Origin of the sequence: Pseudomonas yamanorum (assembly GCF_013386765.1) — a bacterium.
In the GTDB taxonomy this organism is placed as follows: Bacteria; Pseudomonadota; Gammaproteobacteria; order Pseudomonadales; family Pseudomonadaceae; genus Aquipseudomonas; species Aquipseudomonas yamanorum_A.
In genome coordinates this window covers 1-26,615 of record NZ_JACARE010000018.1, presented here as the reverse complement: position 1 = coordinate 26,615, position 26,615 = coordinate 1, and the positions used below count along the sequence as shown (strand labels likewise).

At 60.3% G+C, this 26,615-nt stretch carries 25 protein-coding genes; 5 read left to right on the top strand and 20 right to left on the bottom strand.

Features of this window, described 5'->3' with window-relative positions; translation table 11 throughout:
* Window positions 1-151 precede the first annotated feature (151 nt).
* Both gltP and HX875_RS13405 read left to right on the top strand, forming a co-directional pair.
* The gene (gene gltP, locus HX875_RS13410) at window positions 152-1,483 is read left to right on the top strand and encodes a glutamate/aspartate:proton symporter GltP (protein ID WP_177043542.1); all 1,332 of its coding nucleotides are present in this window, start codon (window positions 152-154) and stop codon (window positions 1,481-1,483) included.
* Window positions 1,484-1,582: 99 nt separating this feature from the next.
* Window positions 1,583-2,812: a nucleoside recognition domain-containing protein gene (locus HX875_RS13405; RefSeq protein ID WP_003214785.1), complete on the top strand. Its 1,230-nt coding sequence runs from the start codon at window positions 1,583-1,585 to the stop codon at window positions 2,810-2,812.
* Between the two features lie 87 nt (window positions 2,813-2,899).
* On the opposite strand, the gene HX875_RS13400 is transcribed toward HX875_RS13405, so the two are convergent.
* The 9 genes from HX875_RS13400 to HX875_RS13360 form a co-directional block, all read right to left on the bottom strand.
* The gene (locus tag HX875_RS13400; RefSeq protein ID WP_177043541.1) at window positions 2,900-3,559 is read right to left on the bottom strand and encodes an ABC-type transport auxiliary lipoprotein family protein; all 660 of its coding nucleotides are present in this window, start codon (window positions 3,557-3,559) and stop codon (window positions 2,900-2,902) included.
* Entirely contained in the window at window positions 3,556-4,494 is a 939-nt protein-coding gene (locus HX875_RS13395) for an MlaD family protein (protein WP_177043540.1), read from the bottom strand. The genes HX875_RS13400 and HX875_RS13395 overlap by 4 nt, the downstream gene beginning before the upstream one ends.
* Window position 4,495: 1 nt before the next feature.
* Entirely contained in the window at window positions 4,496-5,299 is an 804-nt protein-coding gene (locus HX875_RS13390) for an ABC transporter ATP-binding protein (protein ID WP_010168669.1), read from the bottom strand.
* Window positions 5,296-6,444 carry an ABC transporter permease gene (locus tag HX875_RS13385; protein ID WP_177043539.1) on the bottom strand — a complete coding sequence of 383 codons (1,149 nt, stop codon included), beginning with the start codon at window positions 6,442-6,444 and terminating at the stop codon, window positions 5,296-5,298. The genes HX875_RS13390 and HX875_RS13385 overlap by 4 nt, the downstream gene beginning before the upstream one ends.
* A gap of 55 nt (window positions 6,445-6,499) precedes the next feature.
* Window positions 6,500-7,543: a DUF5924 family protein gene (locus HX875_RS13380; protein WP_177043538.1), complete on the bottom strand. Its 1,044-nt coding sequence runs from the start codon at window positions 7,541-7,543 to the stop codon at window positions 6,500-6,502.
* 72 nt (window positions 7,544-7,615) lie between these two features.
* Window positions 7,616-8,998, bottom strand: a complete 1,383-nt coding sequence (locus HX875_RS13375) for a M16 family metallopeptidase (RefSeq protein ID WP_177043537.1) — start codon at window positions 8,996-8,998, stop codon at window positions 7,616-7,618.
* A gap of 57 nt (window positions 8,999-9,055) precedes the next feature.
* Window positions 9,056-10,714: a Na/Pi cotransporter family protein gene (locus tag HX875_RS13370; RefSeq protein WP_177043536.1), complete on the bottom strand. Its 1,659-nt coding sequence runs from the start codon at window positions 10,712-10,714 to the stop codon at window positions 9,056-9,058.
* 294 nt (window positions 10,715-11,008) lie between these two features.
* Window positions 11,009-11,776, bottom strand: coding sequence for a TerC family protein (locus HX875_RS13365; protein WP_003214768.1), 768 nt, complete (start codon window positions 11,774-11,776; stop codon window positions 11,009-11,011).
* A gap of 65 nt (window positions 11,777-11,841) precedes the next feature.
* Entirely contained in the window at window positions 11,842-13,149 is a 1,308-nt protein-coding gene (locus tag HX875_RS13360; RefSeq protein ID WP_076013340.1) for a CitMHS family transporter, read from the bottom strand.
* Between the two features lie 271 nt (window positions 13,150-13,420).
* Here HX875_RS13360 and HX875_RS13355 point away from each other — a divergent pair, with 271 nt between their 5' ends.
* Window positions 13,421-13,822, top strand: coding sequence for a GFA family protein (locus HX875_RS13355; protein ID WP_177043535.1), 402 nt, complete (start codon window positions 13,421-13,423; stop codon window positions 13,820-13,822).
* Here the strand turns inward: HX875_RS13355 and HX875_RS13350 are convergent.
* From HX875_RS13350 to HX875_RS13300, 11 genes are all read right to left on the bottom strand, one after another.
* Window positions 13,819-15,780 (bottom strand): DUF7844 domain-containing protein, encoded by a 1,962-nt coding sequence (locus tag HX875_RS13350; protein WP_177043534.1) that lies wholly within the window; start codon window positions 15,778-15,780, stop codon window positions 13,819-13,821. The two genes, HX875_RS13355 and HX875_RS13350, sit on opposite strands and share 4 nt — an antisense overlap.
* On the bottom strand, window positions 15,777-16,097 hold the full coding sequence (locus HX875_RS13345) for a DUF2388 domain-containing protein (protein WP_177043533.1): 321 nt from the start codon (window positions 16,095-16,097) through the stop codon (window positions 15,777-15,779). The genes HX875_RS13350 and HX875_RS13345 overlap by 4 nt, the downstream gene beginning before the upstream one ends.
* 26 nt (window positions 16,098-16,123) lie before the next feature.
* Window positions 16,124-16,432 (bottom strand): DUF2388 domain-containing protein, encoded by a 309-nt coding sequence (locus HX875_RS13340; RefSeq protein WP_177043532.1) that lies wholly within the window; start codon window positions 16,430-16,432, stop codon window positions 16,124-16,126.
* Window positions 16,433-16,538: 106 nt separating this feature from the next.
* Window positions 16,539-16,859: a DUF2388 domain-containing protein gene (locus HX875_RS13335; protein WP_084042613.1), complete on the bottom strand. Its 321-nt coding sequence runs from the start codon at window positions 16,857-16,859 to the stop codon at window positions 16,539-16,541.
* Between the two features lie 154 nt (window positions 16,860-17,013).
* Window positions 17,014-17,208, bottom strand: coding sequence for a DUF1127 domain-containing protein (locus HX875_RS13330; protein ID WP_177043531.1), 195 nt, complete (start codon window positions 17,206-17,208; stop codon window positions 17,014-17,016).
* Between the two features lie 263 nt (window positions 17,209-17,471).
* Window positions 17,472-17,687: a DUF1127 domain-containing protein gene (locus HX875_RS13325; protein ID WP_003214752.1), complete on the bottom strand. Its 216-nt coding sequence runs from the start codon at window positions 17,685-17,687 to the stop codon at window positions 17,472-17,474.
* A gap of 318 nt (window positions 17,688-18,005) precedes the next feature.
* Entirely contained in the window at window positions 18,006-19,499 is a 1,494-nt protein-coding gene (locus tag HX875_RS13320; protein WP_177043530.1) for an acetyl-CoA hydrolase/transferase family protein, read from the bottom strand.
* Between the two features lie 179 nt (window positions 19,500-19,678).
* The gene (locus HX875_RS13315) at window positions 19,679-21,115 is read right to left on the bottom strand and encodes an NAD(P)(+) transhydrogenase (Re/Si-specific) subunit beta (RefSeq protein ID WP_003214748.1); all 1,437 of its coding nucleotides are present in this window, start codon (window positions 21,113-21,115) and stop codon (window positions 19,679-19,681) included.
* Window positions 21,115-21,435 (bottom strand): NAD(P) transhydrogenase subunit alpha, encoded by a 321-nt coding sequence (locus tag HX875_RS13310; RefSeq protein ID WP_003187417.1) that lies wholly within the window; start codon window positions 21,433-21,435, stop codon window positions 21,115-21,117. The genes HX875_RS13315 and HX875_RS13310 overlap by 1 nt, the downstream gene beginning before the upstream one ends.
* A gap of 15 nt (window positions 21,436-21,450) precedes the next feature.
* Window positions 21,451-22,572, bottom strand: coding sequence for a Re/Si-specific NAD(P)(+) transhydrogenase subunit alpha (locus HX875_RS13305; protein WP_177043529.1), 1,122 nt, complete (start codon window positions 22,570-22,572; stop codon window positions 21,451-21,453).
* Between the two features lie 447 nt (window positions 22,573-23,019).
* A complete protein-coding gene (locus HX875_RS13300; RefSeq protein ID WP_177043528.1) occupies window positions 23,020-23,919 on the bottom strand; it encodes a LysR family transcriptional regulator in 900 nt (299 codons plus the stop codon).
* A 157-nt stretch (window positions 23,920-24,076) separates the two neighbouring features.
* On the opposite strand from HX875_RS13300, the gene HX875_RS13295 reads away from it, so the two are divergent.
* Both HX875_RS13295 and HX875_RS13290 read left to right on the top strand, forming a co-directional pair.
* Window positions 24,077-25,258, top strand: a complete 1,182-nt coding sequence (locus tag HX875_RS13295; protein ID WP_177043527.1) for an acyl-CoA dehydrogenase — start codon at window positions 24,077-24,079, stop codon at window positions 25,256-25,258.
* Window positions 25,259-25,271: 13 nt separating this feature from the next.
* Window positions 25,272-26,492, top strand: coding sequence for a CaiB/BaiF CoA transferase family protein (locus HX875_RS13290; RefSeq protein WP_177043526.1), 1,221 nt, complete (start codon window positions 25,272-25,274; stop codon window positions 26,490-26,492).
* Window positions 26,493-26,615 lie beyond the last annotated feature (123 nt).

Here is a 26,615-nt window from a genome sequence, read left to right as displayed (position 1 = left end):
CGGAATAGTTGCGCCTTTTTTCGCCTGCCAGTGAGCCATATCGGCCAACTGCGGTGACCTTCTACGGAGGCAGATGCACCCACTTTTTCGCTCTCGAGCGTTCCAGCTGCTGGCGCATCTGCCTGAGTCCACTTGAAGTAAGGGTAATGACATGAAGAAGGCAAAGCTAAGCCTCGCCTGGCAGATCCTCATCGGTCTGGTGCTGGGGATTGCAATCGGTGCGGTGCTTAACCATTTCAGTGCCGAAAAGGCCTGGTGGATCAGCAACGTGTTGCAGCCCGCTGGCGATATCTTTATCCGCCTGATCAAGATGATCGTTATCCCGATCGTGATTTCGTCGCTGATTGTCGGAATCGCCGGTGTTGGGGATGCGAAAAAGCTCGGTCGGATCGGCGTAAAAACCATCCTTTACTTCGAAGTGGTCACCACCATCGCCATTGTGGTCGGCCTGCTGCTGGCGAACCTGTTCCATCCGGGTGCCGGTATCGACATGAGTACCCTGGGTACCGTCGACATCTCCAAATACACCGCCACCGCCGCCGAGGTTCAGCACGAGCACGCGTTCATCGAGACGATCCTCAACCTGATCCCGTCGAACATCTTCGCCGCCGTGGCCCGTGGCGACATGCTGCCGATCATCTTCTTCTCGGTGTTGTTCGGCCTCGGCTTGTCGAGCCTCAAGCCTGAACTGCGCGAACCCCTGGTGACCATGTTCCAGGGCGTGTCCGAGAGCATGTTCAAAGTCACCCACATGATCATGAAGTACGCCCCAATCGGCGTGTTTGCGCTGATCGCGGTGACGGTCGCCAATTTCGGTTTCGCCTCGCTGCTGCCGCTGGCCAAGCTGGTGATCCTGGTTTACGTCGCGATTCTGTTCTTCGCCTTTGCGGTACTGGGTTTGATCGCTCGCCTGTTTGGCTTCTCGATTCTCAAGCTGATGCGCATCTTCAAGGATGAGCTGGTACTGGCCTACTCCACCGCCAGTTCCGAAACCGTGCTGCCGCGTGTGATCGAGAAGATGGAAGCCTACGGCGCGCCGAAAGCGATCTGCAGCTTCGTGGTACCCACCGGTTATTCGTTCAACCTCGACGGCTCGACCCTGTACCAGAGCATCGCCGCGATCTTTATCGCCCAGCTGTATGGCATCGACCTGTCGATTGGCCAGCAACTGATGCTGGTATTGACCCTGATGGTCACCTCCAAAGGCATCGCCGGTGTGCCGGGCGTGTCCTTCGTGGTGCTGCTGGCGACCCTGGGCAGCGTGGGCATTCCGCTGGAAGGCCTGGCGTTCATCGCCGGTGTCGACCGCATCATGGACATGGCCCGTACCGCACTGAACGTGATCGGCAACGCCCTGGCCGTACTGGTCATCTCCCGCTGGGAAGGCATGTACGACGACGCCAAGGGCGAGCGCTACTGGAACTCGCTGCCGCACTGGCGCACCAAGCAAGTGCTGCCGGCCGGCGAGACCAGTCGCGGCTGATCGCCAGGACTGCCTCCTACACAAACCCCGGAAAATCCGGGGTTTGTCGTTTCTGTCAGCCCCGCTATCATTCGCCCCATCTTTCGGGGGATTCAACTGATGCTCAATGGCCTGTGGCTTGGCTTTTTTATCGTGGCGATGGTGTCTGCACTGGCGCAATGGCTGATCGGCGGCAACGCCGGCATCTTTGCGGCGATGGTGGAAAGCATCTTCGCCATGGCCAAGTTGTCGGTCGAGGTGATGGTGCTGCTGTTCGGCACGCTGACCTTGTGGCTGGGCTTCCTGCGCATCGCCGAGAAAGCCGGGATCGTCGACTGGCTGGCCAAGGCGCTGGGCCCACTGTTTCGCCGCCTGATGCCGGAAGTGCCCGCCGGCCACCCGGCCATCGGCTTGATCACCCTCAACTTCGCCGCCAACGGCCTGGGTCTCGACAACGCCGCTACGCCCATCGGCCTCAAGGCCATGAAGGCGCTGCAAGAGCTCAACCCGATCCCCAACACCGCCAGTAATGCGCAGATCCTGTTCCTGGTGCTCAACGCCTCTTCCCTGACCCTGCTGCCGGTGACGATCTTCATGTACCGCGCCCAGCAAGGGGCGGCCGACCCGACGCTGGTGTTCCTGCCGATCCTGTTGGCCACCAGCGCTTCGACCCTGGTGGGCCTGCTGTCGGTGGCGGTGATGCAACGCCTGCGGCTGTGGGACCCAGTGGTGCTGGCGTACCTGATTCCGGGGGCGCTGGTACTGGGTGGCTTCATGGCCTTGCTGGCGACGCTCTCAGCCACTGCGCTGGCGGGGTTGTCATCGATCCTCGGCAACCTGACGCTGTTCGGGTTGATCATGTTGTTCCTGGTGATTGGCGCGCTGCGCAAGGTCAAGGTCTACGAGGCGTTTGTCGAAGGCGCCAAGGAAGGCTTCGACGTGGCCAAGAACCTGCTGCCGTACCTGGTGGCGATGCTGTGTGCGGTGGGTGTGTTGCGGGCGTCGGGCGCGCTGGATTTCGGCCTGGAAGGGATTCGCCATGTGGTGGCCTGGACCGGCATGGATACGCGCTTTGTCGATGCGTTGCCGACGGCGATGGTAAAGCCGTTCTCCGGCAGTGCGGCGCGGGCGATGTTGATCGAGACGATGCAGACCCAGGGCGTGGACAGCTTCCCGGCGCTGGTGGCGGCGACGATCCAGGGCAGTACCGAGACCACGTTCTATGTGTTGGCGGTGTACTTTGGCTCGGTGGGCATCCAGCGGGCGCGGCACGCAGTCGGGTGTGCGTTGTTGGCGGAGTTTGCCGGCGTGGTGGCAGCGATTGCGGTGTGCTACTGGTTCTTCGGCTAAAACCTAGGTCAACTGTGGCGAGGGAGCTTGCTCCCGTTGGGCCGCGAAGCGGCCCCAGCAAGGTTTCGCAGGCGTGTCAGTCGAAGCTTATTGGCTGGTTTTGGGGCTGCTACGCAGCCCAACGGGAGCAAGCTCCCTCGCCACAAAAGCGCGGCTTCCCAGGCCCACCACCCAATCCACCACTTGCTTGTTCAACGCATCCCCAGCCTGACCAAACCCGGCGACTACAGCCGGCACCTTGGTATCCCCCACCGGCTGCCGCACCTCAAACCGCTTGCTGGCAATAATCCGCTGATCACTCCCGCGTACCAGCCGCGCATCCAGGCGTATCACCACCTCAACCGCGCTGCCGCGATACTCGCTCTGAAAAGCCTGCAACTGCCCGCCCAGCTCAAAGTCCGCTTGCAGATTGGTCTCGTCGGTACTGAGCAACGTCACCCGCCCATCCCGCTGGAAGCCGTCCAGCAACCGGTTGCGCAACAGCACCGGCGCCGGATCGCTCCAGCGTGAATTCGCGTAGCTGCTGATCAAGTCGCCGTTGGGCACCACGGCAATTCGTGGGCTGTCGAGGAATTCGCTGGTCTGCGGCTTGGCCACGCGCAGCGACCAGGCCACAGGGCTGGCTTGCGTAGGCGTCTGCGCCGAAGGCAGCCGGTACACGTCCGAAGGATCCGCCTTGGGCAGGATCGAGCATGCACTGACCAATGCCAGCGCAACGGGGGCGATCATTTGGTAAGCACGCTTCATGGCGTGAACTCCTTGTTCTTGTCGCTGCCCAGCAGGTAACCGCTGGGGTTGGCTTCCAGGCGGCGGGAAATCGCGCGTAACGAACCCAGGGTTTCCCGCAGCTCGCGCACCGCGGGCGCCAGTTCGTTGAGACCCTGCATGCCGCTGTTCAGGGAGTCCTTGTTGTTGGTCAGCAAGGTGTCGATGGTGGCCGTGCTTTGTTGAAGGGACTGCATGGCCTTCTCGGCGCTGCCGAACATCTGCTTGCCCTGATCATTGAGCAAACCGTTGGCGTTGCGCATCAGCGCGGTGGTTTGCTCCAGGGTGGCGCTGGCCTGTTTGCTCACCTGTATCAATTGCTGCATCACCACCTTGATGTCGCCGCGTTGGTCGGCGATGGCGCCGGTGGTCTGTTGCAGGTTGTCCAGGGTATTGCTGAGGCGTTCGACGTTCTCCCGGGAGAACATGTGGTTGGCGTTGTGCAGCAGCAGGTTGATGCTGGTCATCAGGTCATTGCTGTTGTTCAGCAGGCGCGCGATCGGCGATGGCGACGCAATGATCTCCGGCAAGTTGCCGTCCTTGCCCTTGAGTTCCGGGCTTTGGGGCGTGCCGCCGCTGAGCTGGATGATCGAGGTGCCAGTGATGCCGGTCAGGGCCAGCTTGGCCTGGGTGTCTTCCTTGATCGGCGTTTGCCCGGCCAGGCGGATGCGCGCCAGCACCCGGCGCGGGTCTTTCGGGTCGAGGCGCAGGCTGGTGACATCGCCCACCTTGATCCCGCTGTATTGCACCGCGCTGCCCTGGGACAGACCGCTGACGGCCTCGTTGAACACCACTTCGTAATCCTGAAACGCGCTGTCGACGCTGGACTTGGCCAGCCACAGGCCGAACAGCATGGCACCGACCACGACGATCACGCTGAACAGACCGATCATCACATGATGGGCTCGGGTTTCCATGTCATACCTCGTTGAGCAGTTGAGCGGCATCCAATGCCGCGCGGCCCCGTGGGCCATGGAAGTATTCGTGAATCCAGGCGTCGTCGGTTTCCGAGACGACATCGATGGCATCCGCCACCAGTACCTTTTTCTGCGCCAGCACCGCTACACGGTCGGTGATGGTGTACAGCGTGTCGAGGTCGTGAGTGACCAGGAACACGCTCAGGCCCAACGCATCGCGCAGGGTCAGGATCAGTTGATCGAAGGCGGCGGCGCCGATCGGGTCGAGGCCAGCGGTGGGTTCGTCGAGAAACAGGATGTCCGGGTCCAACGCCAGGGCACGGGCCAGGGCTGCGCGCTTGATCATGCCGCCGGAGAGTGATGATGGGTATTTATCGGCAGCCGACAGCGGCAACCCGGCCAACGCCAGCTTTACCGCCGCCAGGTGTTCGGCGTCGGGACGGCTGAGGCCGGCATGTTCGATCAGCGGCAAGGCGACGTTTTCCGTGACCGTCAGCGAGGAAAACAGCGCGCCCTTCTGGAACAGCACGCCGAAGCGCCGTTCCACCATCGAACGTTCGTGTTCCGACAAGCTCGGCAGGTTCTGCCCGAACACCCGCACCTGCCCTTCGCTCGGCTGGCGCAAGCCAATGATGCTGCGCAGCAGCACCGACTTGCCGCTGCCGGACCCGCCGACCACCGCGAGGATCTCGCCCTTGTACAAGTCCAGGTCGAGGTTTTCGTGCACGCTTTGCGGGCCAAAGCGGTTGCACAGGCCACGGACTTCAATCACCGCCTCGGTGGGCGCACGACGTAAGCGACTCACCAGCCCATCTCCATGAAGAACAGTGCGGCCACCGCATCCAGCACGATCACCACGAAAATCGATTGCACCACGCTGGAGGTGGTGTGGGCACCGACGGACTCGGCGCTGCCGCTGACCTTGAAGCCTTCCAGGCAGCCGATGGCGGCGATCAGGAATGCGAAGATCGGCGCCTTGATCATGCCGACGATAAAGTGCTGCACGCCAATGTCCGATTGCAGCAGCGAGAGGAACATCGCCGGCGAAATATCCAGGGCCACCGCACACACCACGCCGCCGCCGATAATCCCCGAGATCATTGCCAGGAATGTCAGCATCGGCAGCGCCACCAGCAACGCCAGCACGCGGGGCAGCACCAGCAACTCCATCGGGTCCAGGCCCAGGGTGCGGATCGCGTCGATTTCTTCGTTGGCCTTCATCGAGCCGATTTGCGCGGTGAAGGCACTGGCGGTGCGGCCGGCCATCAGGATCGCGGTGAGCAACACGCCAAATTCCCGCAGGAAGGAGAACGCCACCAGGTCCACGGTAAAGATGCTCGCGCCAAAACTGGCCAGCACCGTGGCACCGAGAAACGCCACCACCGCGCCCACCAGGAAGGTCAGCAGGGCGACGATGGGCGCCGCGTCGAGGCCGGTTTGTTCGATATGCGCAACCATCGGCGTCACGCGCCAGCGCTTGGGCCGGAATACGCCACGGGCGAAGGTCTCGAGGATCAGGCCGATAAAACCCAGTAACTTCATGCCGTCTTGCCAGACGGTGTACACCGCGCTGCCGATGCGTGCCAGCAACATAATGCCGGCGGCCTCTTCCGGTTCTTTTACCGGCACGCAGAAGTCGTTCAGCGAGCGGTAGACGGTTTTCAGCAGTGCGCGGTCGGCGGCCGAGAGGCTGCAGTCGGTTTGTTCGGCGGATTGTTCGATGCGCTCGGGGCCGAGCAATTCCACCAGCAGCGAGGCGCCGGCGGTGTCCAGAGCGCCCAGGCCGTTGAGGTCGATGCGTGCGCCCGCGTCGTACTGGCCGTCGAGCTTTTCCGACAGCTTCTTCAGGTTGGCATAGTGGGCAAGCGTCCAATCCCCCGTAATCCTCAGCAGTGGAGGCTGGGTGGACGTGTCCAGATGGGCGGCACCGGCCGTTGTGCTACTGGTCATAAGCTCCGAGCTTGTTTGGCTATTCCAGAATTCCTACGTAATAGCACGATCCTGACTACTTTGGCGCGTCCGGCGTTGTGGTGTCCTGACCGGGATCAGTCACCTTGAAGCGCAACACGCCGATCACTTGGCCATCTTCGGTCAGCACCCGTACCTGCCAGCGTCCCACCGAGTCGGCGGGGAAGTTCTGCTTGTGGGTCCAGGCCCGATAGCCTTCCTTGCGCCCGCCATGAATGTCCAGGGCGATACGGTCGACTTCCTTGCCGTTGAATTTCCACACATGGTAGATCCGTTCATCCAGCCCGCGGGGCGCGTTGATCGCGGTGTAGGCATACAAACCGCTGCTGCGCAGTTGCGCGGCGCTGACTTCTTTGAGGTCATCGCCGGGCGTGCGGTCCTGCAGTTGGGTGCTGATGGCCACTTCGGTCATCCACAGCGTCGCGGGCGGCACCCAACTGCGCAGGAACCAGCCGGCGCAACCAATCGCTGCGGTAACCCCCAGCAACATCGCCCAACCCTTGATGCTGCGCAGCGGCAGGCTGACGGCCAGGCTGGGGATCGACAGCAGCATTGCCACACCGAGGGCCAGCTTGTAACTCTCGGCGGTGGTCAGGTGCAGGATGATCGGCAGCGCGGTCAGCAGGGCGGCAAACAGGGTCAGGGTGTGCAGCGCGAGAAACAGCGAACGCTTGGGCGCCAGCCACTTGTAGTACAGCGGATCGGTGATCGAGACCAGCGCCGCCGCACCCAGCAGGCCGGTAAAGATCGACTGGCCGCTGTTCCAGGTAGTGGTGACAAAAAAGAACGGCAGCACAAAAAACAGGCTTTCCTGGTGGATCATCTGCGTGGCGTAGCGCAGCAGCGGCTCGGGAATTTCCCGTTTGAAGACCTTGCTGAACAGCTGGGTGAAGCTGTTTTCCAGCATCAGCCATAACCAGCTCACGAGCATGATGACCGCGATCCAGCTGGCCATGCCTTGCTGGCGATCCACCAGGATGAAGCTGCCCACACCCGAGATGAAACCGCCGAGTGCAATCACCCCTGGGTAGCGCTTCATCAGTTCGAGGACGCGCTGGATGGTCTGGGTCAGGATAGGCATTCGGCAGTTCACAGTCTTTGTAGGAAAAAATCCCAGACAGAATAACGTTTTAGCCGTTTTCCCGGGGCCTGATTACGCAATCCCTTTGCGATAACGCCACACGCCGAGCAACACAATCGTGATCAGCCCTAGCGCTCCGGCGGCGATCCAGTTGAGCGTGTCGTAGCTGAACAGCGGTTTCTCGATGCGCCAGTAGCCGTTCTGCTTGAACAGCTCGCGCATGGCCTGGTTGGTTTGCTCCAGGCTGACGGCCTTGATGCGCTTGGCCGGGTCGCTGAAACGCCCCTTGGCGTAGTCGCCCGAGGCGCTCCAGTAATAGTCGGCCAGCGCGCTGTTGCCCTGAACCGCCCACGCCTGGCGGGCGATGGCGGCTTGTTGCAGGCGGGCGAAGGTGGCGGGGTCGAGGCCGTTCTGGAGTAGTTGGGCCTTGAGGGTTTCCAGCACCTGTTCGGCTTCGGGCAAGTCTTCGCGCTCGAGGTCGGCGTTGAGGCTCATGAAGCCGACGCCGCCCAGCACTTCGCGTTCGCTCCACGGGCCGTAGGACAAACCATGCTGCAGCCGCAGTTGGCGATACAACGCCCAGTCCAGATAGTCCTTGAGCAGGTCGAAGGTTTCATCGTACTGGTCGTCCAGCACCGGCTCGGGGAACAACCAGTGCAGCTTGGCGTTGTCACCCACCCAGCCATGGATCAGGTCACGGCGAATCGCGGCGGCGTGTTGAATCTCCGGCAGTGCACGATGTTCCGTGGGGTCAACCGGATCCAGCTCGCCGTAGGTGCGTTCGAGGTAGGCCGGCAACAGCTTGTCGAGGTCGCCGACGATGATCAGGGTCATGTTGTTGGGGGCGTACCAGGCCTTGCGCAGTTTTTCCAGCTGCTCGCGGGTCAGGTGCTCGACATCGGCCCGCTCGGCGCATTTGAGGCCCAGCTCCACCGCCAACTGACTGCTGGCCTTGTGGCCGAGGTCCTGACGATCCAACAGGCGTTGCAGGTGCGAGTAGTGGCCGCCGTCTTCGCGCTCCACCACTTGTTTGGCCGCGTTGATATTGGCGTCGGTCAGTTCGGTGCGGGTGACGATGGCCAGCAGCAGGTCGAGTACCTTGCGCTGGTTTTGCGCCGGGGCCTCGATGACGAAGGTGGTGTCGGCGTTGCTGGTGTAGGCGTTCCAGTCCCCGCCGAGGGCTTGCATGCGCTCTTCCAGCTCACCTTCGCCGCCACCGTCGATCCCGCTGAACAACAGGTGTTCCAGCAGGTGCGGCAGCTCCTTGTCTTCGCAACTGAAGTCGTCGAGGCCTACACCCACCACCAGGCGAATGGCCACGTGGCCGCGTTCGGTGCCCGGCTTGAGCAGCAATTGCAGGCCGTTGGGCAGTGTGTAGCCCTCGACTTGCAGGCGGTCAAAGGCAAAGGTGTGTGCCGAGCCCATGAGCAGGCAGGCGAATAACAGGCGACGCATAACAAGCTTCCTGGCGAGTGAGGTCCTTGTTAACTGACTTCGCTCGCCACCTTACGTTCAGGGCGAATGGGTGATGTCGGCAATATCGTCCGCCGAGAGGGCGCCGGTATCGGCGGTTTCCAGCACCACATACGCGCTGCTGCAGAACAGCGAGTTGAGGCGCTTCATGTCGGCAATCAGCTCGAGGTGCAGGGAACTGGTCTCCAGGCTCTGTACGATTTTACGTTGCAAGCGGCTGACGTGGGCGTGGGCCAGGCGACGCTCCTGGGCGCGAAAGCGACGTTTTTCCCGCAGCAACTGTCGGGCGCTTTCCGGGTCGGCGCTGAGGAACACCGACAGGCCCAGTCGCAGGTTGGCGATCAACTGGGTTTGCAGGCCCGCGAGCTCTTCCAGGCCGACTTCGGAGAACGAGCGGCGCTGGGAGGTTTTTTGCTGCTGGACCTTGCGCAGCATGCGCTCGATCAGGTCGCCGGCCAGTTTCAGGTTGATCGACAGCTCGATGATTTCGGCCCAGCGTCGGCTGTCCTGCTCGCTGAGGTCTTCCCGGGGCATTTGTGCGAGGTAGAGTTTGATCGCGCTGTACAGCGCTTCAACGTCGTCGCTCAGGCTGCGCATTTCCTGGGTGATGGCGGTCTGCTTGCCCCGCAGCACTTCCAGCATCGAGGTCAGCATATTGTCGATCAAGTCGCCCAGGCGCAGGGTTTCACGGGCGGCGTTGGCCAGTGCCAGGCTTGGCGTGGCGAGCGCCGCCAAGTCCAGGTGGCGGGGCTTGGCCAGGCCGTTGACCTCTTCGCGCTCCGGCAGCAGCCAGGCGCACAAGCGCGACATTGGGCCGATGGTGGGCAGCAGGATCAGGCAACGGATGACGTTATAGAGCAGGTGGAAGGTGATCACCATGCCTTGGGCGCTGTAGTCCAGGTTGTCCATCCACCCGACCAAGGGGTCCAGGACCGGAATGATCAGCAGCAAGCCGATCAATTTGTACAACAAGCTGCCCAGGGCCACCTGGCGGCCGGCGGCGTTTTGCATGCTGGTGCTGAGGAAGGCCAGCACGCCGCTGCCGATGTTGGCGCCGATCACCAGGCCGATGGCCACGTGCAGGCCGATCACGCCGGCACCGGCCAGGGTCGCGGTCAGCAGGACAGCGGCCAGGCTGGAGTAGGAAATCATCGCGAACAGTGCGCCGACCAGGGCGTCGAGCAGGATATCGCCGGTCAGCGAGGCAAACAGGACTTTGACGCCCTGCGCATGGGTAATGGGGCCTGCGGCTTCGACGATCAATTGCAGCGCCAGGATGATCAGCCCGAGGCCGATCCCGACACGGCCCATCTGCCCGGCGCGCGTCTGTTTGCGCGACAGGAAGAAAATCACCCCGAGAAAAATCAGCAGCGGCGACAGCCACGACAGGTCAAAGGTCAGCACCCGGGCCATCAACGCAGTACCGACGTCGGCACCGAGCATGGTCGCCAGGGCGGGCATCAGGCCCATCAGGCCTTGGCCGACAAACGAGGTCACCAGCATCGCCGTGGCGTTGCTGCTTTGCACCATGGCCGTTACCAGGATGCCGGCGATAAACGCCAGCCAGCGCTTGGACATGTTCTGCCCGATGACCTGGCGCAAGTTGGAACCGTAGACCCGCAGGATGCCGGTACGGACGATGTGCGTGCCCCAGATAAGCAGGGTCACGGCGGAAAGCAGATTGAGCAAGGTCAGCATGCTCGGCCCCCCGTGTGGGTTAGCTCAAAAAGAGCAAATAAGAATTGCCGCGTGCCGTTCTACGTCTTGTACTTAAGCTGTAGTTGGCGAATGGGCTCTGCGCCAGCATCGCATAGCTAAAGTCGGGATTGAAACAAAACTGTCATGAAATCAGTTTTTTGCAGATGACAAAAACGACTGTAGGAGCGAGCTTGCTCGCGAAAACCCCCAGGACACCGCGTTTAACCAGACAGCACGCGTGATCGTTGACGTTTTTCGCGAGCAAGCTCGCTCCTACATGTGTTCAGCGCAGATTTATTGACCCGGAATGTCCTTGCGTAGTTTCACAGGGTCCTGCTGTTTCTTCTTTTTCGCGATGGCGGTGCGCATCTTGATGTTCACCGCTTCCACCGCCAGGGAGAACGCCATGGCGAAGTAAACGTAGCCTTTTGGCACGTGAACATCGAAGGCTTCGGCGATCAGCACGGTACCCACCACCAGCAGGAACGACAGCGCCAGCATCTTCAGCGACGGGTGTTTGTCGATGAAGTCGCTGATGGTGCCAGCGGCCAGCATCATCACCAGCACGGCGACGATGATTGCGGCCACCATTACCGGTACGTGGGAAACCATACCGACGGCGGTAATCACCGAGTCCAGGGAGAAGACGATATCGATGATAGCGATCTGGATGATGGTGTAGATGAACTTGCCACCGGCGCCTTTTGGCTCGTCGTGGGTTTCGTCTTCACCTTCCAGCGCGTGGTACATCTCCTGGGAGCTTTTCCACAGCAGGAACAGGCCACCGAAGAACAGGATCAGGTCGCGGCCCGAAATGCCTTGGCCGAACACCACGAACAGATCGTCGGTGAGGCGCATCACCCAGGTAATCGACAGCAGCAACAGGATCCGCGTGACCATGGCCAGGGCCAGGCCGAAGATCCGGGTACGCGCCTGCATGTGCTTGGGCATGCGGCTGACCAGGATCGAAATCATGATGATGTTATCGATGCCCAGGACGATCTCGAGGGCCGTCAGGGTGAAGAAAGCAATCCAGATTTCCGGATTGGTCAGCCATTCCATGTGTATTCCTTTGAACAAGTGTTAGACCGCGCGAGCCTTAAGAGCCAGCGCGGTGGGTTGTACGATTATAGAGTGCTGAACAGCGGAAAAATCCCCATCAGCAATGCGGCGACCATTATGCACAGGCACACCAGTACCGCCCACTTGAGGGTGAAGCGCTGGTGATCGCCAAATTCGATACCCGCCAATGCCACCAACAAGTAGGTCGATGGAACCAATGGGCTCAACAAGTGCACGGGCTGGCCAACGATTGAGGCGCGGGCCATTTCCACGGCGGTGATGCCATAGTGGCTGGCGGCCTCGGCCAGTACGGGAAGTACGCCGTAGTAGAACGCATCGTTGGACATGAAGAACGTGAACGGCATGCTCACCAGTGCGGTGATCACGGCCAGGTAAGGGCCGAGGGCGTCGGGGATGACCGCCAGCAGGCTCTTGGACATGGCATCGACCATGCCGGTGCCGGACAGGATGCCGGTGAAGATACCGGCGGCGAAGATCAACCCGACCACCGCCAATACGCTGCCGGCGTGGGCGGCGACGCGGTCTTTCTGCATTTGCAGGCACGGGTAGTTGACGATCATCGCGATACTGAAGGCCACCATGAACAGCACGGGCAGCGGCAGCAGGCCGGCGATCAGGGTGCACATCAGGGCCAGCGTCAGGGCGCCGTTGAACCAGATCAGCTTCGGACGGCGGGCGTCCGGGTACTGCGAAACGCTGATTTCGCTGTGGTCAATTTCGTCACCGTGCAGGTGTAGTTCACCGAGGCGCGCACGTTCGCGCTTGCCGTACATGTAGGCAATCACCAGGATGGCAACCACGCCGGCCAGCATCGCCGGGATCATCGGTACGAAAATGTCCGAGGGGTCTACATGCAGCGCACTGGCGGCACGGGCGGTCGGGCCGCCCCATGGCGTCATGTTCATCACGCCGCCGGCCAGGATGATCAGGCCGGCCATGATCCGTGGGCTCATGCCGATGCGTTTGTACAACGGCAGCATGGCGGCCACGCAGATCATGTAGGTGGTGGCACCGTCACCGTCCAGCGAGACCACCAGGGCCAGTACGGCGGTGCCGACCGAGACCTTCAGCGGGTCGCCCTTGACCAGCTTGAGGATCTTGCGCACCGCCGGGTCGAACAGCCCGGAGTCGATCATCAAGGCGAAATAGAGGATGGCGAACATCAGCATCACGCCGGTGGGCGCGAGCTTGGTGATGCCTTCGAGCATCATCGGGCCGATCTTCGGCGCAAAGCCGCCGAACAGCGCGAACAGGATCGGCACGATGATCAGGGCTATCAGCGCAGACAGGCGCTTGGTCATGATCAGGAACATGAACGTGATGACCATGGCAAAGCCAAGGAAAGTCAGCATAGGAATACTCCAGGCGTAGCGCGGCTAGGGAATGGCGAACCGGTTGGGTCAGCGCAGAACGAAAGGCACGAGGCGTACGGGTGGAGTCGGGGCAAACAGGCGGGTACGAGCGGACATCGGGAATCACCATTGTTGTTGTTAACAACCGGTCTGTTGCCGGTAGTGGTGGGCGATCCTAGTCCCGGAAGCTTTCAGCCAGCTTTCGGTTAAGAAACAGGCTACGTTGAGTGACGATCGGTCTTATATGAAATAGAGGCGTGGGAGGTTGCGTATGCATGAGCAACACCAGGGAGGCTGCCATTGCGGCCGGGTGCGTTATCAGTTCAGCGGGGCATTGGTGGATGTTGCCCACTGCCACTGTTCGATTTGTCGTCGGGTCAGCGGTGGGCTGGTGATCACCTGGATCACCCTGCCCCGGCCCGCGTTTGCGTGGATGGCGGGAACACCGGCGCAGTACGAATCGTCATCGACGTGCGTGCGGTATTTCTGTTCGAACTGTGGGGCGCACCTGGCGTTGGAGACTCGTCTGAGTCCCGAGAGTATCGATGTGACCATCGCGACCCTGGATCACCCGGAGTTGGCCCCGGCAGATCGGCATATCTGGGTAGAGAGCCGACTGCCTTGGTTGCACCTGGATGAACAGTTACCGCAAGAGGATGGGGAAACGCTCTAGGGCAACTCGAACCCGCCGGAGGCCTTGTGCAGCGCCCGCAAGTGCTCGCCCAGCTGCTTGAGGTTGGCTTCACACGCGGCAATCTCCGCTGCGCGGGACGGCTCCAGCAGCGCCCTCACCTCTTTGTCCAGGTCGCCGGTCAGCGACTGCAACTGCTTCTGGCGCGCGGCGCTTTCCGATTCCAGGCGCTGTGATTCCGCTGGCTGTGGCAGGCCGTAACCGCTGGTGCCCAACAGCTCTGCCGGGCGGCTGAGGAAGCCGCTGTTGGCGAGGATCTGCTGCAAGGTCGCGTTGGCCTTTTCCATGCCGCCGTTCTTCAGCTCGCGGGCACCGAGGTAGCGTTGTTTGACTTCATCCTGGGCCAGCATCAGTTGCTTGCGAAAGCTTGCCTGTTCCAGCAGCAGCAAGGCTGCGCTGGTGCGCAGGTCTGCTTCGGCAAACCATGGGCGACGTTCTTCGGCACTCAATGACAGCCAATCCTCGACCTCGGCCTGTTTGATCGGCAGGCGCTTTTTCAGCACCTCGAACATCGCCTGATAACGCTCGCGGAAGGAGTCGAAGTGATAGCCCAGTCGCAGTGCGCGTTTTTTGTCATCCAGCACGCTGGTGTCGGCCAGGCCCCTACCCTTGAGGACTTCCAGCAGGCCATTGGGCGTAATGTTGTCCAGGCCGGTCAGCTGCGGGTTGGCGCTGCCGCTGCGTAACAGCTTCAGGCTCTCCACCGCGCAGTTGTTGGAGATGAAGAAGTAATTGCCGTCGTAGCTCCAGTGCATCTCGGCGGCGTGTTCGACGGTGTCGTTGATCTCCTGGCGTGTCAGCTTCAGCGGCACCGACGCCAGGCCACGCAGTTCGGTCTTGGTGTACTCGTCGATGACCTGTGACAGCGGCAGCACGAACAGCCGTGACGGGTACTTGCCGATCAAGCCGTCCCAGCTCGACAGTTGTACGTCACCAACGAATGCGCGGTAGGACAGAACCAGGTGCTGGTCCAGGTCCAGCCGGCAGTCCGGGCCCCGTGGCCGGCCTGGGGCGCAGATCACCAGGCGCAACATGCTATGGCCCCAGCGGCTTACCAGGTTCTGGTTGGCTTCGGCCAACAGGTAGTCGATTTCGTAGACCCGCTCGGGGTCGACCTGGCCCAGTGGGGTCTTGGCGAAGTCGTTGCCGGCATTGAGGAAGGCGTAGGTTTTGGCGCAGCTGTCTTTTGCCGGTGGTGCCCAGCCAAAGTGTTCCTTGTAATAGCGGTACAGCGAAGGCCGGCGGCAGGCGTAGCTCGGGTCGAGGAGGAAGTACTCCATGTTGACCGCGACGAATTCCAGCGGGCTGGTGGTTTCGTAGATGTCCGGGCTGCGGGCGACTTGGTGGTTGTTCTGTTCGCGTTCGCCGCGACGCCCCACGTATTGCGGCCAGCCGGCAAGGTCCAGCAGGCGTGGGTCATCGCTGAGGGTAAAGCGGCGATCGTTCTGGCCACGGCATTGATCGGGCAGGCCGATCAGGCCGGTGATGTTGTTCTGGCGGCTGCAACGCTGGATCAGCGTGCGGTCGGCGCTGGACCACAAGCGGGCGCGGTCGTAGATGTGGGTCAGTTCATGCAGCACGGTGGCGAGCATTTCCCGGCGCACGGTGCCATGGGGGCGGTTGGTCTTTTGTGTCGCGGCACTGCCGTCGGTGAGGCTTTCCAGCAGGTTGCTGTTGAGGTCCAGTTCCGACACCAGTGAAGCCTGGCCGTAGGCGTTTTCGGGCATCTTGTCGGTCCAGCCGACGTCGATGGTCCGGTCCAGTTGCTCGATGAAGCGCGGCGGCAACGCCTGCATCGCCTCATCCAGCAATGCCTGGCTGGCCTGCTGCTGGGCCGGGCTCAAGCCATCAGTCTTGAGCCGTAGTTGCAGGGCGGCCTGAGCCGCGCTGGCGCCGAGCAGCAGCGTGCCGGCCAGTAGCCAGGCGGCAATTCGCCTCACAGTGCGAGGATAGCTTCGGCGAGGACCTGGTCGCTGGCGTCGCGGGCTTCTGGCACGCGGGTTCGCAGGGTGTCGAAGGCGGCTTCCAGTTGGGCGCCGCGAATCTCGCCATTGCTGGCGACGAAACTGGCGGCATCGTCATGGGCTTCGCGCACGACTTTGGAGTCGCGGATGGACGTGGTGGTGTCCGACGTGAAATCAATGGTACGGGCCGAGGCACGGACAATGATGTTACTGGTGGCCTTCAGGGTTTGTGCCTGGGCAACACCGCCCAACAACAGCAGGCCGAGAGCAGCGGCGATCAGCGGGCTACGCATGGAATGACTCCGAAATACAAAGATGATTATTGGACGAGAATTGCTTGAGCCAGTTCAAGGTCACTGGCGTTAAGTTTTGGCTGGTGGTGCCGCAGGTAATCCAGCGCTGATTCCAGCCGGGCTCCCCGCCATTGGCCGTCAGTGGCAATGAAAGCGGCAGCGTCATCCTGGGCGGCCAGTATCAGTTTATGGTCGAACGGCGCGGAGGTCACTTTGCTGGTGGCATACGCACTGACAACGAGGCTCTGGGTGGACAGGTCAAAGGCCGGAGCTTGCGTGGACCAGCAGGTGCAAAACACGACGGGAGCGATCAACAGGCGGTAAGAAAAAGCCATGGGACTCGACAACTGGAAGCGAGCGCCAAGGCTAGCGCAATGCCCGGGCGAGAGCCAGCGCTGGGGATCCATCAAGCGCTGGCATTCCCGTCTTCCCTGTCTGCGGTCAGATGGCCAGGATCGCCTGGGCCAGTTGAGCGTCAGTCGCGGTATTCAGTTGTGGAGCTTGTTGGCGGATTTGGGCCAAGGCGCTTTCCAGCTTCACGCCGCGGATCGCGCCTTCGCTGGCGACAAAGCTGGCAGCATCATCACGGGCGGCACGTACAACTTTGTTGTCGCGCAGTGAGGACGTGGCATCGGAGGTCGCATCGGAGGTGGCTTTCAGGGCGCCGACGATCGAATCCGTGGTCACGATCAGGCTTGAGGCGTTGGCATTGGCAGCCAGGGTCAGCAGGGCTGCGGTGCTCAGCAGGCGAAGACGGGACATGGGTGACTCCTGTAAATGAACGAATAAAGGTGGCACAAAGCCGCTACTTGATCAGCGGGACCATGGGCATCAGACGCCCGTTCTACAGGGTTCGCCACGTGGTAGTCGGATATTAAGCCGCCGTTTATCCGTTCGGATAGTCACTCCCTGGTGATTACTCGTTCCAGAACCATTTGGATAGCTCGGCTACTCGGTCGCCGTGGCTGATGCCTGCGTCAGATAATTCCCGCGGGTCCAGTTGAGCCAGCAACCTGCGTGTACGGGCACGTTGCTCCCAGCGGGCGAGTGCCAAGGCCGTGCGCCGCAGCAGTCGTATCAATAGAGGGCGGTGCTGGGCTTGGGTCTTCATGGCGAGCGCCTTTCATGAGGTTCTGGAACACCATGTTGGGCGGGAAGATTTTACCGGTACAGATACACCAAGGTTAAATTGTACTGCTTAATTGTTATGTTTTTTAAACTGTACCTATTGGTATGAAAGCCTATTGTTTTTGCTCTTGAAAATCCAAATCCCAGAAACAACAAAACCCGCCTCCGGTTACCCGGGGCGGGTTTTGCTTGATCAATTCTGAGTGCTGGCGGTGGACCCGGTGGGTCAGGGCCAGCGGACGCTAATTAGCGCCAGAACGGCTTGCTCAGCTCTTCGTAGCGTTGTGCTTCGCTGATACCGGCGTCAGCCAGCAGACGCGAATCCAGACGAGCCAGTTGATGGCGGCTGGAGATGCGGCGCTGCCACAACATCAGGTTGGCGAGAACGCGCAGAGGCAGGGAAGCCTGAGTGTTTACAGCTTTTTCTTCGAAGAACAGATCGGAACTGAGTGTACGTTCCATGATGACATCCTTCCGCTTGTGGCGGGATTAGGTAGTGGTTTAACTGATGCCAATGATCCTCCTCCGACGCAATACTCTCTAGATACAGTTCACCTGTATTGTGAGGGGCCAGTTAACTGTTTATAGGGGCTGTACTGTACGAAATTGGGGCAACTGTACCTGTCGGCACTTTTATGGTGCGTTTTAGGTGTATTTGACGGGATGAGTAGGATTTTTCGGTAGGAAATGACCGGTACAGCAGTACAGTTTTTTTAAAAATATGGGTTGGGAAGCTCGGACTGATGAAACTGTGTTTGCATCAGTCCGAATCTGTATCAATCACGCCTTCAGCATATGCCCGGTTTCTTCCAGGTTGATGTGCCAACTCAGTGCCTCCCGCAGGATATGCGGGGTGTGACCGCCCAGTGCGCAGGCTTGGGTGAAGTAAGTGTTCAGGGCGTCGCGGTATGCCGGGTGCACGCAGTTGTCGATGATCACCCGGGCCCGTTCCCGCGGCGCCAGGCCGCGAAGGTCTGCCAGGCCGACCTCGGTCACGAGGATGTCGACGTCATGTTCGGTATGGTCAACATGGCTGACCATCGGCACTACGCTGGAAATCGCCCCGGCCTTGGCAATCGACTTGGTGACAAAGATTGCCAGGTGCGCGTTGCGCGCAAAGTCACCCGAGCCGCCAATCCCGTTCATCATCCGCGTGCCGCAGATGTGGGTGGAGTTGACGTTGCCGTAGATGTCGAACTCCAGCGCGGTGTTAATGCCGATAATGCCCAGCCGCCGCACGACTTCCGGGTGGTTGGAAATTTCCTGTGGCCGCAGCACCAGTTTGTCTTTGTAGCGTTCCAGGTTGCCGAACACGTCAGCGTTGCGCCGTTCCGACAAGGTAATCGAGCTGCCCGAGGCGAAGCTCAGCTTGCCGGCGTCGATCAGGTCGAACGTGGAGTCCTGCAGTACTTCCGAGTACATCGTCAGGTCTTCGAACGGCGACTCGATCAGGCCGCACATCACCGCGTTGGCAATGTTGCCGATACCCGCCTGCAATGGGCCAAGCTTGTTGGTCATGCGGCCAGCGTCGACTTCTTCCTTAAGGAAGTTGATCAGGTGATTGGCGATCGACTGGGTGTCGCTGTCGGGCGGCGTCACGGTGGAGGCCGAATCTGCCTGGTTGGTGATGACGATGGCGACGATCTTCTCCGGCGGGATCGGGATCGCGGTGCTACCGATACGGTCGTCCACGGCCACCAACGGAATCGGCGTGCGGGTCGGGCGATAGCTCGGGATATAGATGTCGTGCAGACCTTCCAGGTTCGGGTTATGCGCCATGTTGATCTCGACGATCACCTGCTTGGCGAAAATAGCGAAACTGGCGGAGTTGCCCACGGAAGTGGTCGGCACGATATGGCCTTGCTCGGTGATCGCCACGGCTTCGATGACCGCAATGTCTGGCAGCTTGAGCTGATTGTTGCGCAGCTGCTCGACCGTCTCCGACAGGTGTTGGTCGATAAACATCACTTCGCCGGCGTTGATCGCCTTGCGCAGGGTGCTGTCCACCTGGAACGGCATGCGTCGCGACAGTACGCCGGCTTCGGTCAGTTGCTTGTCCAGGTCGTTGCCCAGGCTGGCGCCCGTCATCAGGGTGATTTTCAGCGGCGAGGTCTTGGCGCGTTCGGCCAAGGCGTGGGGCACGGCCTTGGCTTCACCGGCGCGGGTGAAGCCGCTCATGCCGACGGTCATGCCGTCCTGGATCAGTGCGGCAGCGTCAGCCGCGCTCATGACCTTGTTCAACAACGAAGGCAAGCGGATACGATCACGGTACATGGATTGTTATCTCGGGCTACGGAAGCAAGATGCGCAGTCTAGTGATTTCAAAAAATTTCGTCCCGCTACCATGGTCGAATGCCAGGCTGCGATTTAGAGCCTTTTGTCGGTTTTCATCGGCAATAAAAAACCCCAGCCTACTAAAGGCCAGGGTTTTGGGTATTGCGCTGGCGCAGCGTTTATTCGACGGCCTTGACCATGTCTTCGATGACCTTCTTGGCATCGCCGAAGACCATCATGGTCTTGTCCAGGTAGAACAGTTCGTTGTCCAGGCCGGCGTAGCCGCTGGCCATCGAGCGTTTGTTGACGATGATGGTCTTGGCCTTGAACGCTTCGAGGATCGGCATGCCCGCAATTGGCGACTTGGGATCGTTCTTGGCGGCGGGGTTGACCACGTCATTGGCGCCGAGCACCAGCACCACGTCGGCCTGGCCGAACTCGGAGTTGATGTCTTCCATCTCGAACACTTGGTCGTAAGGTACTTCTGCCTCCGCCAGCAGCACGTTCATGTGTCCAGGCATGCGACCGGCGACCGGGTGGATCGCGTACTTTACGGTCACGCCGCGGTGGGTCAGCTTCTCGGTCAGCTCTTTCAGTGCGTGCTGCGCCCGCGCCACTGCCAGGCCGTAGCCCGGGACGATGATCACGGTATCGGCGTTGGTCAGCAGGAAGGTCGCATCGTCAGCCGAACCGGATTTCACCGGGCGCGCTTCTTTCGAACCGGCCGGGCCTGCTGCGTCAGCCGTGTTGCCGAAACCGCCGAGCAGTACATTAAAGAAGGAACGGTTCATCGCCTTGCACATGATGTACGACAGGATCGCGCCGCTTGAACCCACCAGCGAGCCCGCGATGATCAACATAGAGTTGTTCAGCGAGAAGCCGATGCCCGCCGCAGCCCAACCGGAGTAGCTGTTGAGCATCGAGACGACCACCGGCATGTCTGCGCCGCCGATCGGGATGATGATCAGCACACCCAGCACGAACGCCAGGGCCAGCATCAGGGCGAAGGCGCTGAGGTTGCCGGTGAACATGAAGGCCAGGCCCAGGCCCAGGGTCAACAGGCCCAGCACCAGGTTCAGCTTGTGCTGACCGCCGAACTGTACCGGTGCGCCCTGGAAGAGGCGGAACTTGTACTTGCCCGAGAGCTTGCCGAAGGCGATGACGGAACCGGAGAAGGTAATCGCACCGATGGCGGCGCCGAGGAACAGCTCCAGGCGGTTACCGGCGGGAATCGAATCGCCCAGGTGCTTCACGATACCCAGGGATTGTGGTTCCACGACCGCAGCGATGGCGATGAATACGGCAGCCAAGCCGATCATGCTGTGCATGAATGCCACCAGCTCCGGCATCTTGGTCATTTCCACGCGCTTGGCCATGATCGAGCCAGCAGTGCCGCCAACCAGCAGGCCTACGATGACGTAGCCAATGCCGGCGGTCGCCAGCTCAGCGCCGAGCTTATAGATGAGGCCCACGGTGGTGAGTACCGCCAGCGCCATGCCAAGCATGCCGAACAGGTTGCCCCGCCGAGAGGTGGTTGGGTGTGACAAGCCCTTGAGGGCCTGGATAAAGCAGATCGACGCGATCAGGTAGAGCGTCGTGACGAGATTCATGCTCATTACTTCGGCGCCTCTTCTTTTACTTTCGGGGCTTTCTTCTTGAACATCTCAAGCATTCTGCGGGTAACCAGGAAACCACCGAACACGTTGACCGCTGCGAGTGCCACGGCGAGGGTGCCCATGGTCTTGCCCAGCGGCGTCACGGTGAGCGCGGCGGCCAGCATGGCGCCGACGATCACGATCGCTGAAATCGCGTTGGTCACGGCCATCAGCGGGGTGTGCAAGGCCGGGGTGACGTTCCAGACCACGTGGTAACCGACATAAATCGCCAGCACGAAGATGATCAGGTTGTAGATACCGGGGGAGATAAGCTCTTCCATCGTCTGAATCCCTGCTTAGGCGTTTTTGCGGATGACTTGGCCGTCGCGGCACATCAGGCACGCGGCGACGATGTCGTCTTCGAGGTTGATTTCAAACTGCCCTTCCTTGGTGAAGACCAGCTTCAGGAAGTCCAGCAGGTTGCGTGCATACAGCGCCGAGGCATCGGCGGCGACGGCGCCTGCCAGGTTGGTAGGGCCGCAGATGGTCACGCCGTTTTCCACGACCACCTGGTCGGCCACGGTCAGCGGGCAGTTGCCGCCTTGGGCGGCTGCGAGATCAATGACCACCGAGCCTGGCTTCATCTGTGCGACGGTCTCGGCGCTGAGCAGGGTTGGCGCCTTGCGGCCGGGGATCAATGCGGTGGTGATGACGATGTCGGCCTGTTTGGCGCGTTCGTGCACGGCCAGGGCCTGACGCTGCATCCAGCTGGTAGGCATCGGGCGCGCGTAGCCGCCAACGCCGACGGCGCATTCGCGCTCTTCATCGGTTTCGTAGGGCACGTCAACGAACTTGGCGCCCAGGGATTCGATCTGTTCCTTTACGGCCGGGCGCACGTCGGACGCTTCGATAACCGCACCCAGGCGTTTTGCGGTGGCGATCGCCTGCAGCCCTGCTACGCCGGCACCGAGAATCAACACGCGCGCGGCTTTCACCGTACCGGCGGCGGTCATCAGCATTGGCATGAAGCGCGGGTAGTGATGGGCGGCGAGCAATACAGCCTTGTAGCCGGCAATGTTTGCCTGGGAAGACAGCACATCCAGGCTCTGCGCGCGGGAGGTGCGCGGCGCAGCCTCAAGGGCAAAGGCGGTGACGCCATGCTCGGCCAGTCGGGTGATGGTTTCGTTGCTGAACGGATTGAGCATGCCCACCAACACGGTGCCGCTTTTGATCAGCGTGAGTTCGCTGTCATTCGGGGCGACCACTTTGAGAATCAGCTCGGCACCGAACGCATCGCTGGCGCTGCCAATGGTGGCGCCCGCCGCTTCATAGGCACTGTCGACGACACTGGCATTGATGCCTGCCCCGCTTTGCACAGTGACCTTGTGGCCCTGGCCGATCAGCTTCTTGATGGTTTCCGGGGTGGCAGCCACCCGCGTTTCACCGGTCTGGGTTTCGAGAGGAACACCAATGTGCACGTCAAATCTCCTGCATGATCTTTTTGCTTTGATTTTTGTAAAAAGGCCAGTGCACCGCGAGAGGTACATCTGGGCGGCCGATCAGCACGATCCCGCTGAAATACAGCGGGGCGCGGCATTTTGCAGGCGAACTTTACGGCCTTCAAGAGATTATGACGGGTGACGAAAAATTAACTACAAGTCACCCTGTGACTGATTGTCGCAATGCTTGGATATAACTCCTTTAAATACAGGTAATTAAAGGGATTTATCTAAAATATTGGCTGTTCGCCATCGCCAACGTGAATGGCTGTGTATCGCTGTAACTTTATGCCTACAGACCAATACAGGCATGGCTTTAAGGCTGATTCAGAGTCAAAAGATACGGTCTTCTAAATTGCGACATATATATACATATGTAGGTATTTTTATTTGCTGACTACAGAGTCAATAAGTTTGACTTTCCCTTTAGATATTGGGGTTGTAGCGTAGTGACTGGTCGATCAGCCAGTCTCTGAACGCGTGGAGAGAAGCAGATTCGACTTTTCTCTCTGGAATCATCAAATAGTAAGCCTTCGAGCTCGCCAGTACCTGAGGGCTTGCGACCACCAGGTGCCCTTCGTTCAATTCCCTTTGAATGAGGAACGGCGGGATCAGTGCAATGCCCATGTCGTGCATGGCTGCCTGGGACAACATGGAGAATAGCTCGTAACGCGGGCCTGTCATGTCGCGGGGTATGTCCAGCTGTTGCGCGTTGAACCATTGGCGCCAGGCATAGGGTCGAGTGGTTTGCTGCAGCAGGGGCAGTTCGGCGATTTCCTGCGCGCTGAAGTGCGCGCGCTCACCCAGCAAGCGTGGGCTGCACACTGGGAGCGGGTTTTCTCCCATCAGTTTGTGGGATTCGGTACCGGACCAGTCGGCATCCCCAAAGTAGATCGCCGCGTCGAATTCAGTATCGGCGAACAGGAAAGGTCGTGTGCGGTTAGTCAGGTTGACGGTGACCTCCGGGTGCCGGTGCTGGAAGTCCTTGAGGCGCGGGATCAGCCACTGGGTACCAAAGGTCGGGACCACTGCCAGTTCGATGACGTTGGTGCCCTGCTGGCCCATTACCGACAGAGTGTCGCGTTCGACCGCGTCCAGCTGTGTGGCTACTCGGCGGCTGTAGGAAAGCCCGGCTTCTGTCAGTTTCACGCCTCGGCGCGAGCGCCGAAATAGCTCGACACTCAAAAACTCCTCAAGGCTGGCGATCTGTCGGCAGATTGCGCCTTGGGTGATCGAAAGCTCCTGCGCAGCCTTGGTAAAGCTCTCGTGGCGGGCTGCCGCCTCAAAACTGACAAGCGCCGTGGTGCTGGGAATCTTTCTGCGCATGTACCGTAGCCTCACAAGTGAAATGCATCTATAACGGTTCTAAATGTTTCGGAGTGAGAAATTAGCACAACGCTATGCAAAAACCTCGTTTGCCCTCCTCGTCTGCCCGGCCTAGGCTCCATGCACGACTTTTGATTTACTTCGCGAGGAATCACTCATGGGCGGTAAGGCAAGCTTCAACTGGATCGATCCACTGCTGCTGGATTCCCAGCTCACTGAAGAAGAGCGCATGGTGCGCGACAGCGCCGAGCAGTTCGCCCAGGACAAGCTGGCGCCGCGTGTGCTCGAAGCCTTTCGACATGAAAAGACCGACCCAGCGATCTTCCGTGAAATGGGCGAGACCGGTTTGCTGGGTGCCATGATTCCCGAGCAGTACGGTGGTAGCGGTTTGAACTACGTCAGCTATGGCCTGATCGCTCGTGAAGTGGAGCGTGTGGACTCCGGCTACCGTTCAATGATGAGTGTGCAGTCTTCGCTGGTGATGGTGCCTATCAATGAGTTCGGCACCGAAGCTCAAAAGCAGAAATATCTGCCCAAGCTGGCTTCTGGCGAATGGATTGGCTGCTTTGGTCTGACCGAGCCCAACCATGGTTCCGACCCAGGCGCGATGATTACTCGTGCACGCAAGGTGGATGGCGGCTACAGCCTCACCGGCAACAAGATGTGGATCACTAACAGCCCGATTGCCGATGTGTTTGTGGTGTGGGGCAAGGACGATGCGGGCGACATTCGTGGCTTTGTATTGGAAAAAGGTTGGAAAGGCCTGAGTGCCCCGGCGATTCACGGCAAGGTCGGGCTGCGCGCCTCGATCACCGGTGAGATCGTCATGGATAACGTTTTTGTTCCTGAAGAAAACATCTTCCCGGATGTGCGTGGCTTGAAAGGCCCCTTCACTTGCCTGAATTCGGCGCGTTACGGGATTTCTTGGGGCGCGCTGGGTGCTGCGGAGTTCTGCTGGCACACCGCGCGCCAGTACACCCTTGATCGTCAGCAGTTCGGGCGGCCATTGGCGGCAACCCAATTGATCCAGAAGAAACTTGCAGACATGCAGACGGAGATCACCCTCGCCCTGCAAGGTTGCCTGCGGTTGGGTCGCATGAAGGATGAAGGTACTGCGGCGGTGGAGATCACATCGATCATGAAGCGCAATTCCTGCGGCAAGTCCCTGGACATTGCCCGGATGGCGCGTGACATGCTCGGTGGCAACGGTATCTCCGATGAGTTCGGCATTGCCCGCCACCTGGTCAATCTTGAAGTGGTGAATACCTATGAGGGTACCCACGACGTGCATGCGCTGATCCTGGGTCGCGCGCAAACCGGTATTCAGGCGTTCTATTAATAGGAGGACGACCATGGGCGCGCTATCGCACCTGCGGGTACTGGATTTGTCTAGAGTGCTGGCGGGCCCTTGGGCTGGGCAGATACTTGCGGACCTTGGCGCTGAAGTGATCAAGGTCGAGCGGCCCGGTAACGGCGACGACACTCGCGCCTGGGGCCCTCCCTTTCTCAAGGATGCGTATGGGGAGAACACCACTGAGGCGGCCTATTATCTGTCGGCCAATCGCAATAAGGAGTCGGTGACCATCGACTTCACGCGGCCGGAAGGCCAGAAGCTGGTGCGTGACCTGGCGGCGAAGTCCGACATTCTGATCGAGAACTTCAAGGTGGGTGGCTTGGCGGCCTATGGGCTGGATTATGAGTCGCTCAAGGAGATCAATCCTGAGTTGATCTACTGCTCGATCACCGGGTTTGGCCAGACCGGTCCTTATGCGACGCGGGCGGGGTATGACTTCATGATCCAGGGGCTTGGTGGGCTGATGAGCCTGACTGGCCGTCCCGAGGGTGAAGACGGTGCCGGGCCGGTCAAGGTGGGGGTGGCGCTGACGGATATTCTCACGGGGCTTTATTCTACGGTGGCTATCCTGGCTGCGATGGCTCATCGGGATCATGATGGCGGCGGTCAGCATATCGATATGGCGCTGCTGGATGTGCAGGTGGCCTGTCTGGCCAACCAGGCGATGAACTATCTGACGACGGGTGTCTCTCCCAAGCGTCTGGGTAATGCTCATCCGAATATTGTGCCTTATCAGGATTTCCCCACAGCGGATGGCGACTTCATTCTTACCGTGGGTAACGATGGGCAGTTCCGCAAGTTCGCTGAGGTGGCGGGTCAGTCGCAGTGGGCGGATGACCCGCGGTTTGCCACTAATAAGCTGCGAGTGGCCAATAGAGCGACGCTGATTCCATTGATCCGCCAGGCGACTGTATTCAAGACCACCGCTGAATGGGTGGCTCAGTTGGAGCGTGTGGGTGTGCCTTGCGGGCCAATCAATGACTTGGCGCAGGTGTTTGCGGACCCGCAAGTAAAGGCCCGCGGGTTGGCGATGGAGTTGCCTCATGCGTTGGCAGGGATGGTGCCCCAAGTGGCCAGCCCTATGCGGCTGTCCAAGACCCCTGTTGAATATCGCAGTGCGCCTCCGTTGTTGGGTGAGCATACCCACCAGGTGCTGCAGCAAGTGCTGGGTTTGACGCAGGCGAATGTGTCGGCGTTGAGGGAGGCTGGGGTCATCTAAGGCTTCCCTTCTATATAGAGGGCTGTTGAGGTGCTCTATCTCTATATGGAAGAGGAATATTGGTCGATTTTTAGCCAAAAGTGCCTATTTGATAGAAAACCTGAATTAAGGGTTGACGGCAGA

Excerpts from the sequence above, each read along its gene's own strand:
- gltP (WP_177043542.1), top strand. The coding sequence starts at position 152 with ATGAAGAAGGCAAAGCTAAGCCTCGCCTGGCAGATCCTCATCGGTCTG.
- HX875_RS13405 (WP_003214785.1), top strand. The coding sequence starts at position 1,583 with ATGCTCAATGGCCTGTGGCTTGGCTTTTTTATCGTGGCGATGGTGTCT.
- HX875_RS13400 (WP_177043541.1), bottom strand. The coding sequence starts at position 3,559 with ATGAAGCGTGCTTACCAAATGATCGCCCCCGTTGCGCTGGCATTGGTC.
- HX875_RS13395 (WP_177043540.1), bottom strand. The coding sequence starts at position 4,494 with ATGGAAACCCGAGCCCATCATGTGATGATCGGTCTGTTCAGCGTGATC.
- HX875_RS13385 (WP_177043539.1), bottom strand. The coding sequence starts at position 6,444 with ATGACCAGTAGCACAACGGCCGGTGCCGCCCATCTGGACACGTCCACC.
- HX875_RS13380 (WP_177043538.1), bottom strand. The coding sequence starts at position 7,543 with ATGCCTATCCTGACCCAGACCATCCAGCGCGTCCTCGAACTGATGAAG.
- HX875_RS13375 (WP_177043537.1), bottom strand. The coding sequence starts at position 8,998 with ATGCGTCGCCTGTTATTCGCCTGCCTGCTCATGGGCTCGGCACACACC.
- HX875_RS13370 (WP_177043536.1), bottom strand. The coding sequence starts at position 10,714 with ATGCTGACCTTGCTCAATCTGCTTTCCGCCGTGACCCTGCTTATCTGG.
- HX875_RS13365 (WP_003214768.1), bottom strand. The coding sequence starts at position 11,776 with ATGGAATGGCTGACCAATCCGGAAATCTGGATTGCTTTCTTCACCCTG.
- HX875_RS13360 (WP_076013340.1), bottom strand. The coding sequence starts at position 13,149 with ATGCTGACTTTCCTTGGCTTTGCCATGGTCATCACGTTCATGTTCCTG.
- HX875_RS13355 (WP_177043535.1), top strand. The coding sequence starts at position 13,421 with ATGCATGAGCAACACCAGGGAGGCTGCCATTGCGGCCGGGTGCGTTAT.
- HX875_RS13345 (WP_177043533.1), bottom strand. The coding sequence starts at position 16,097 with ATGCGTAGCCCGCTGATCGCCGCTGCTCTCGGCCTGCTGTTGTTGGGC.
- HX875_RS13340 (WP_177043532.1), bottom strand. The coding sequence starts at position 16,432 with ATGGCTTTTTCTTACCGCCTGTTGATCGCTCCCGTCGTGTTTTGCACC.
- HX875_RS13335 (WP_084042613.1), bottom strand. The coding sequence starts at position 16,859 with ATGTCCCGTCTTCGCCTGCTGAGCACCGCAGCCCTGCTGACCCTGGCT.
- HX875_RS13330 (WP_177043531.1), bottom strand. The coding sequence starts at position 17,208 with ATGAAGACCCAAGCCCAGCACCGCCCTCTATTGATACGACTGCTGCGG.
- HX875_RS13325 (WP_003214752.1), bottom strand. The coding sequence starts at position 17,687 with ATGGAACGTACACTCAGTTCCGATCTGTTCTTCGAAGAAAAAGCTGTA.
- HX875_RS13320 (WP_177043530.1), bottom strand. The coding sequence starts at position 19,499 with ATGTACCGTGATCGTATCCGCTTGCCTTCGTTGTTGAACAAGGTCATG.
- HX875_RS13315 (WP_003214748.1), bottom strand. The coding sequence starts at position 21,115 with ATGAGCATGAATCTCGTCACGACGCTCTACCTGATCGCGTCGATCTGC.
- HX875_RS13310 (WP_003187417.1), bottom strand. The coding sequence starts at position 21,435 with ATGGAAGAGCTTATCTCCCCCGGTATCTACAACCTGATCATCTTCGTG.
- HX875_RS13300 (WP_177043528.1), bottom strand. The coding sequence starts at position 23,919 with ATGCGCAGAAAGATTCCCAGCACCACGGCGCTTGTCAGTTTTGAGGCG.
- HX875_RS13295 (WP_177043527.1), top strand. The coding sequence starts at position 24,077 with ATGGGCGGTAAGGCAAGCTTCAACTGGATCGATCCACTGCTGCTGGAT.
- HX875_RS13290 (WP_177043526.1), top strand. The coding sequence starts at position 25,272 with ATGGGCGCGCTATCGCACCTGCGGGTACTGGATTTGTCTAGAGTGCTG.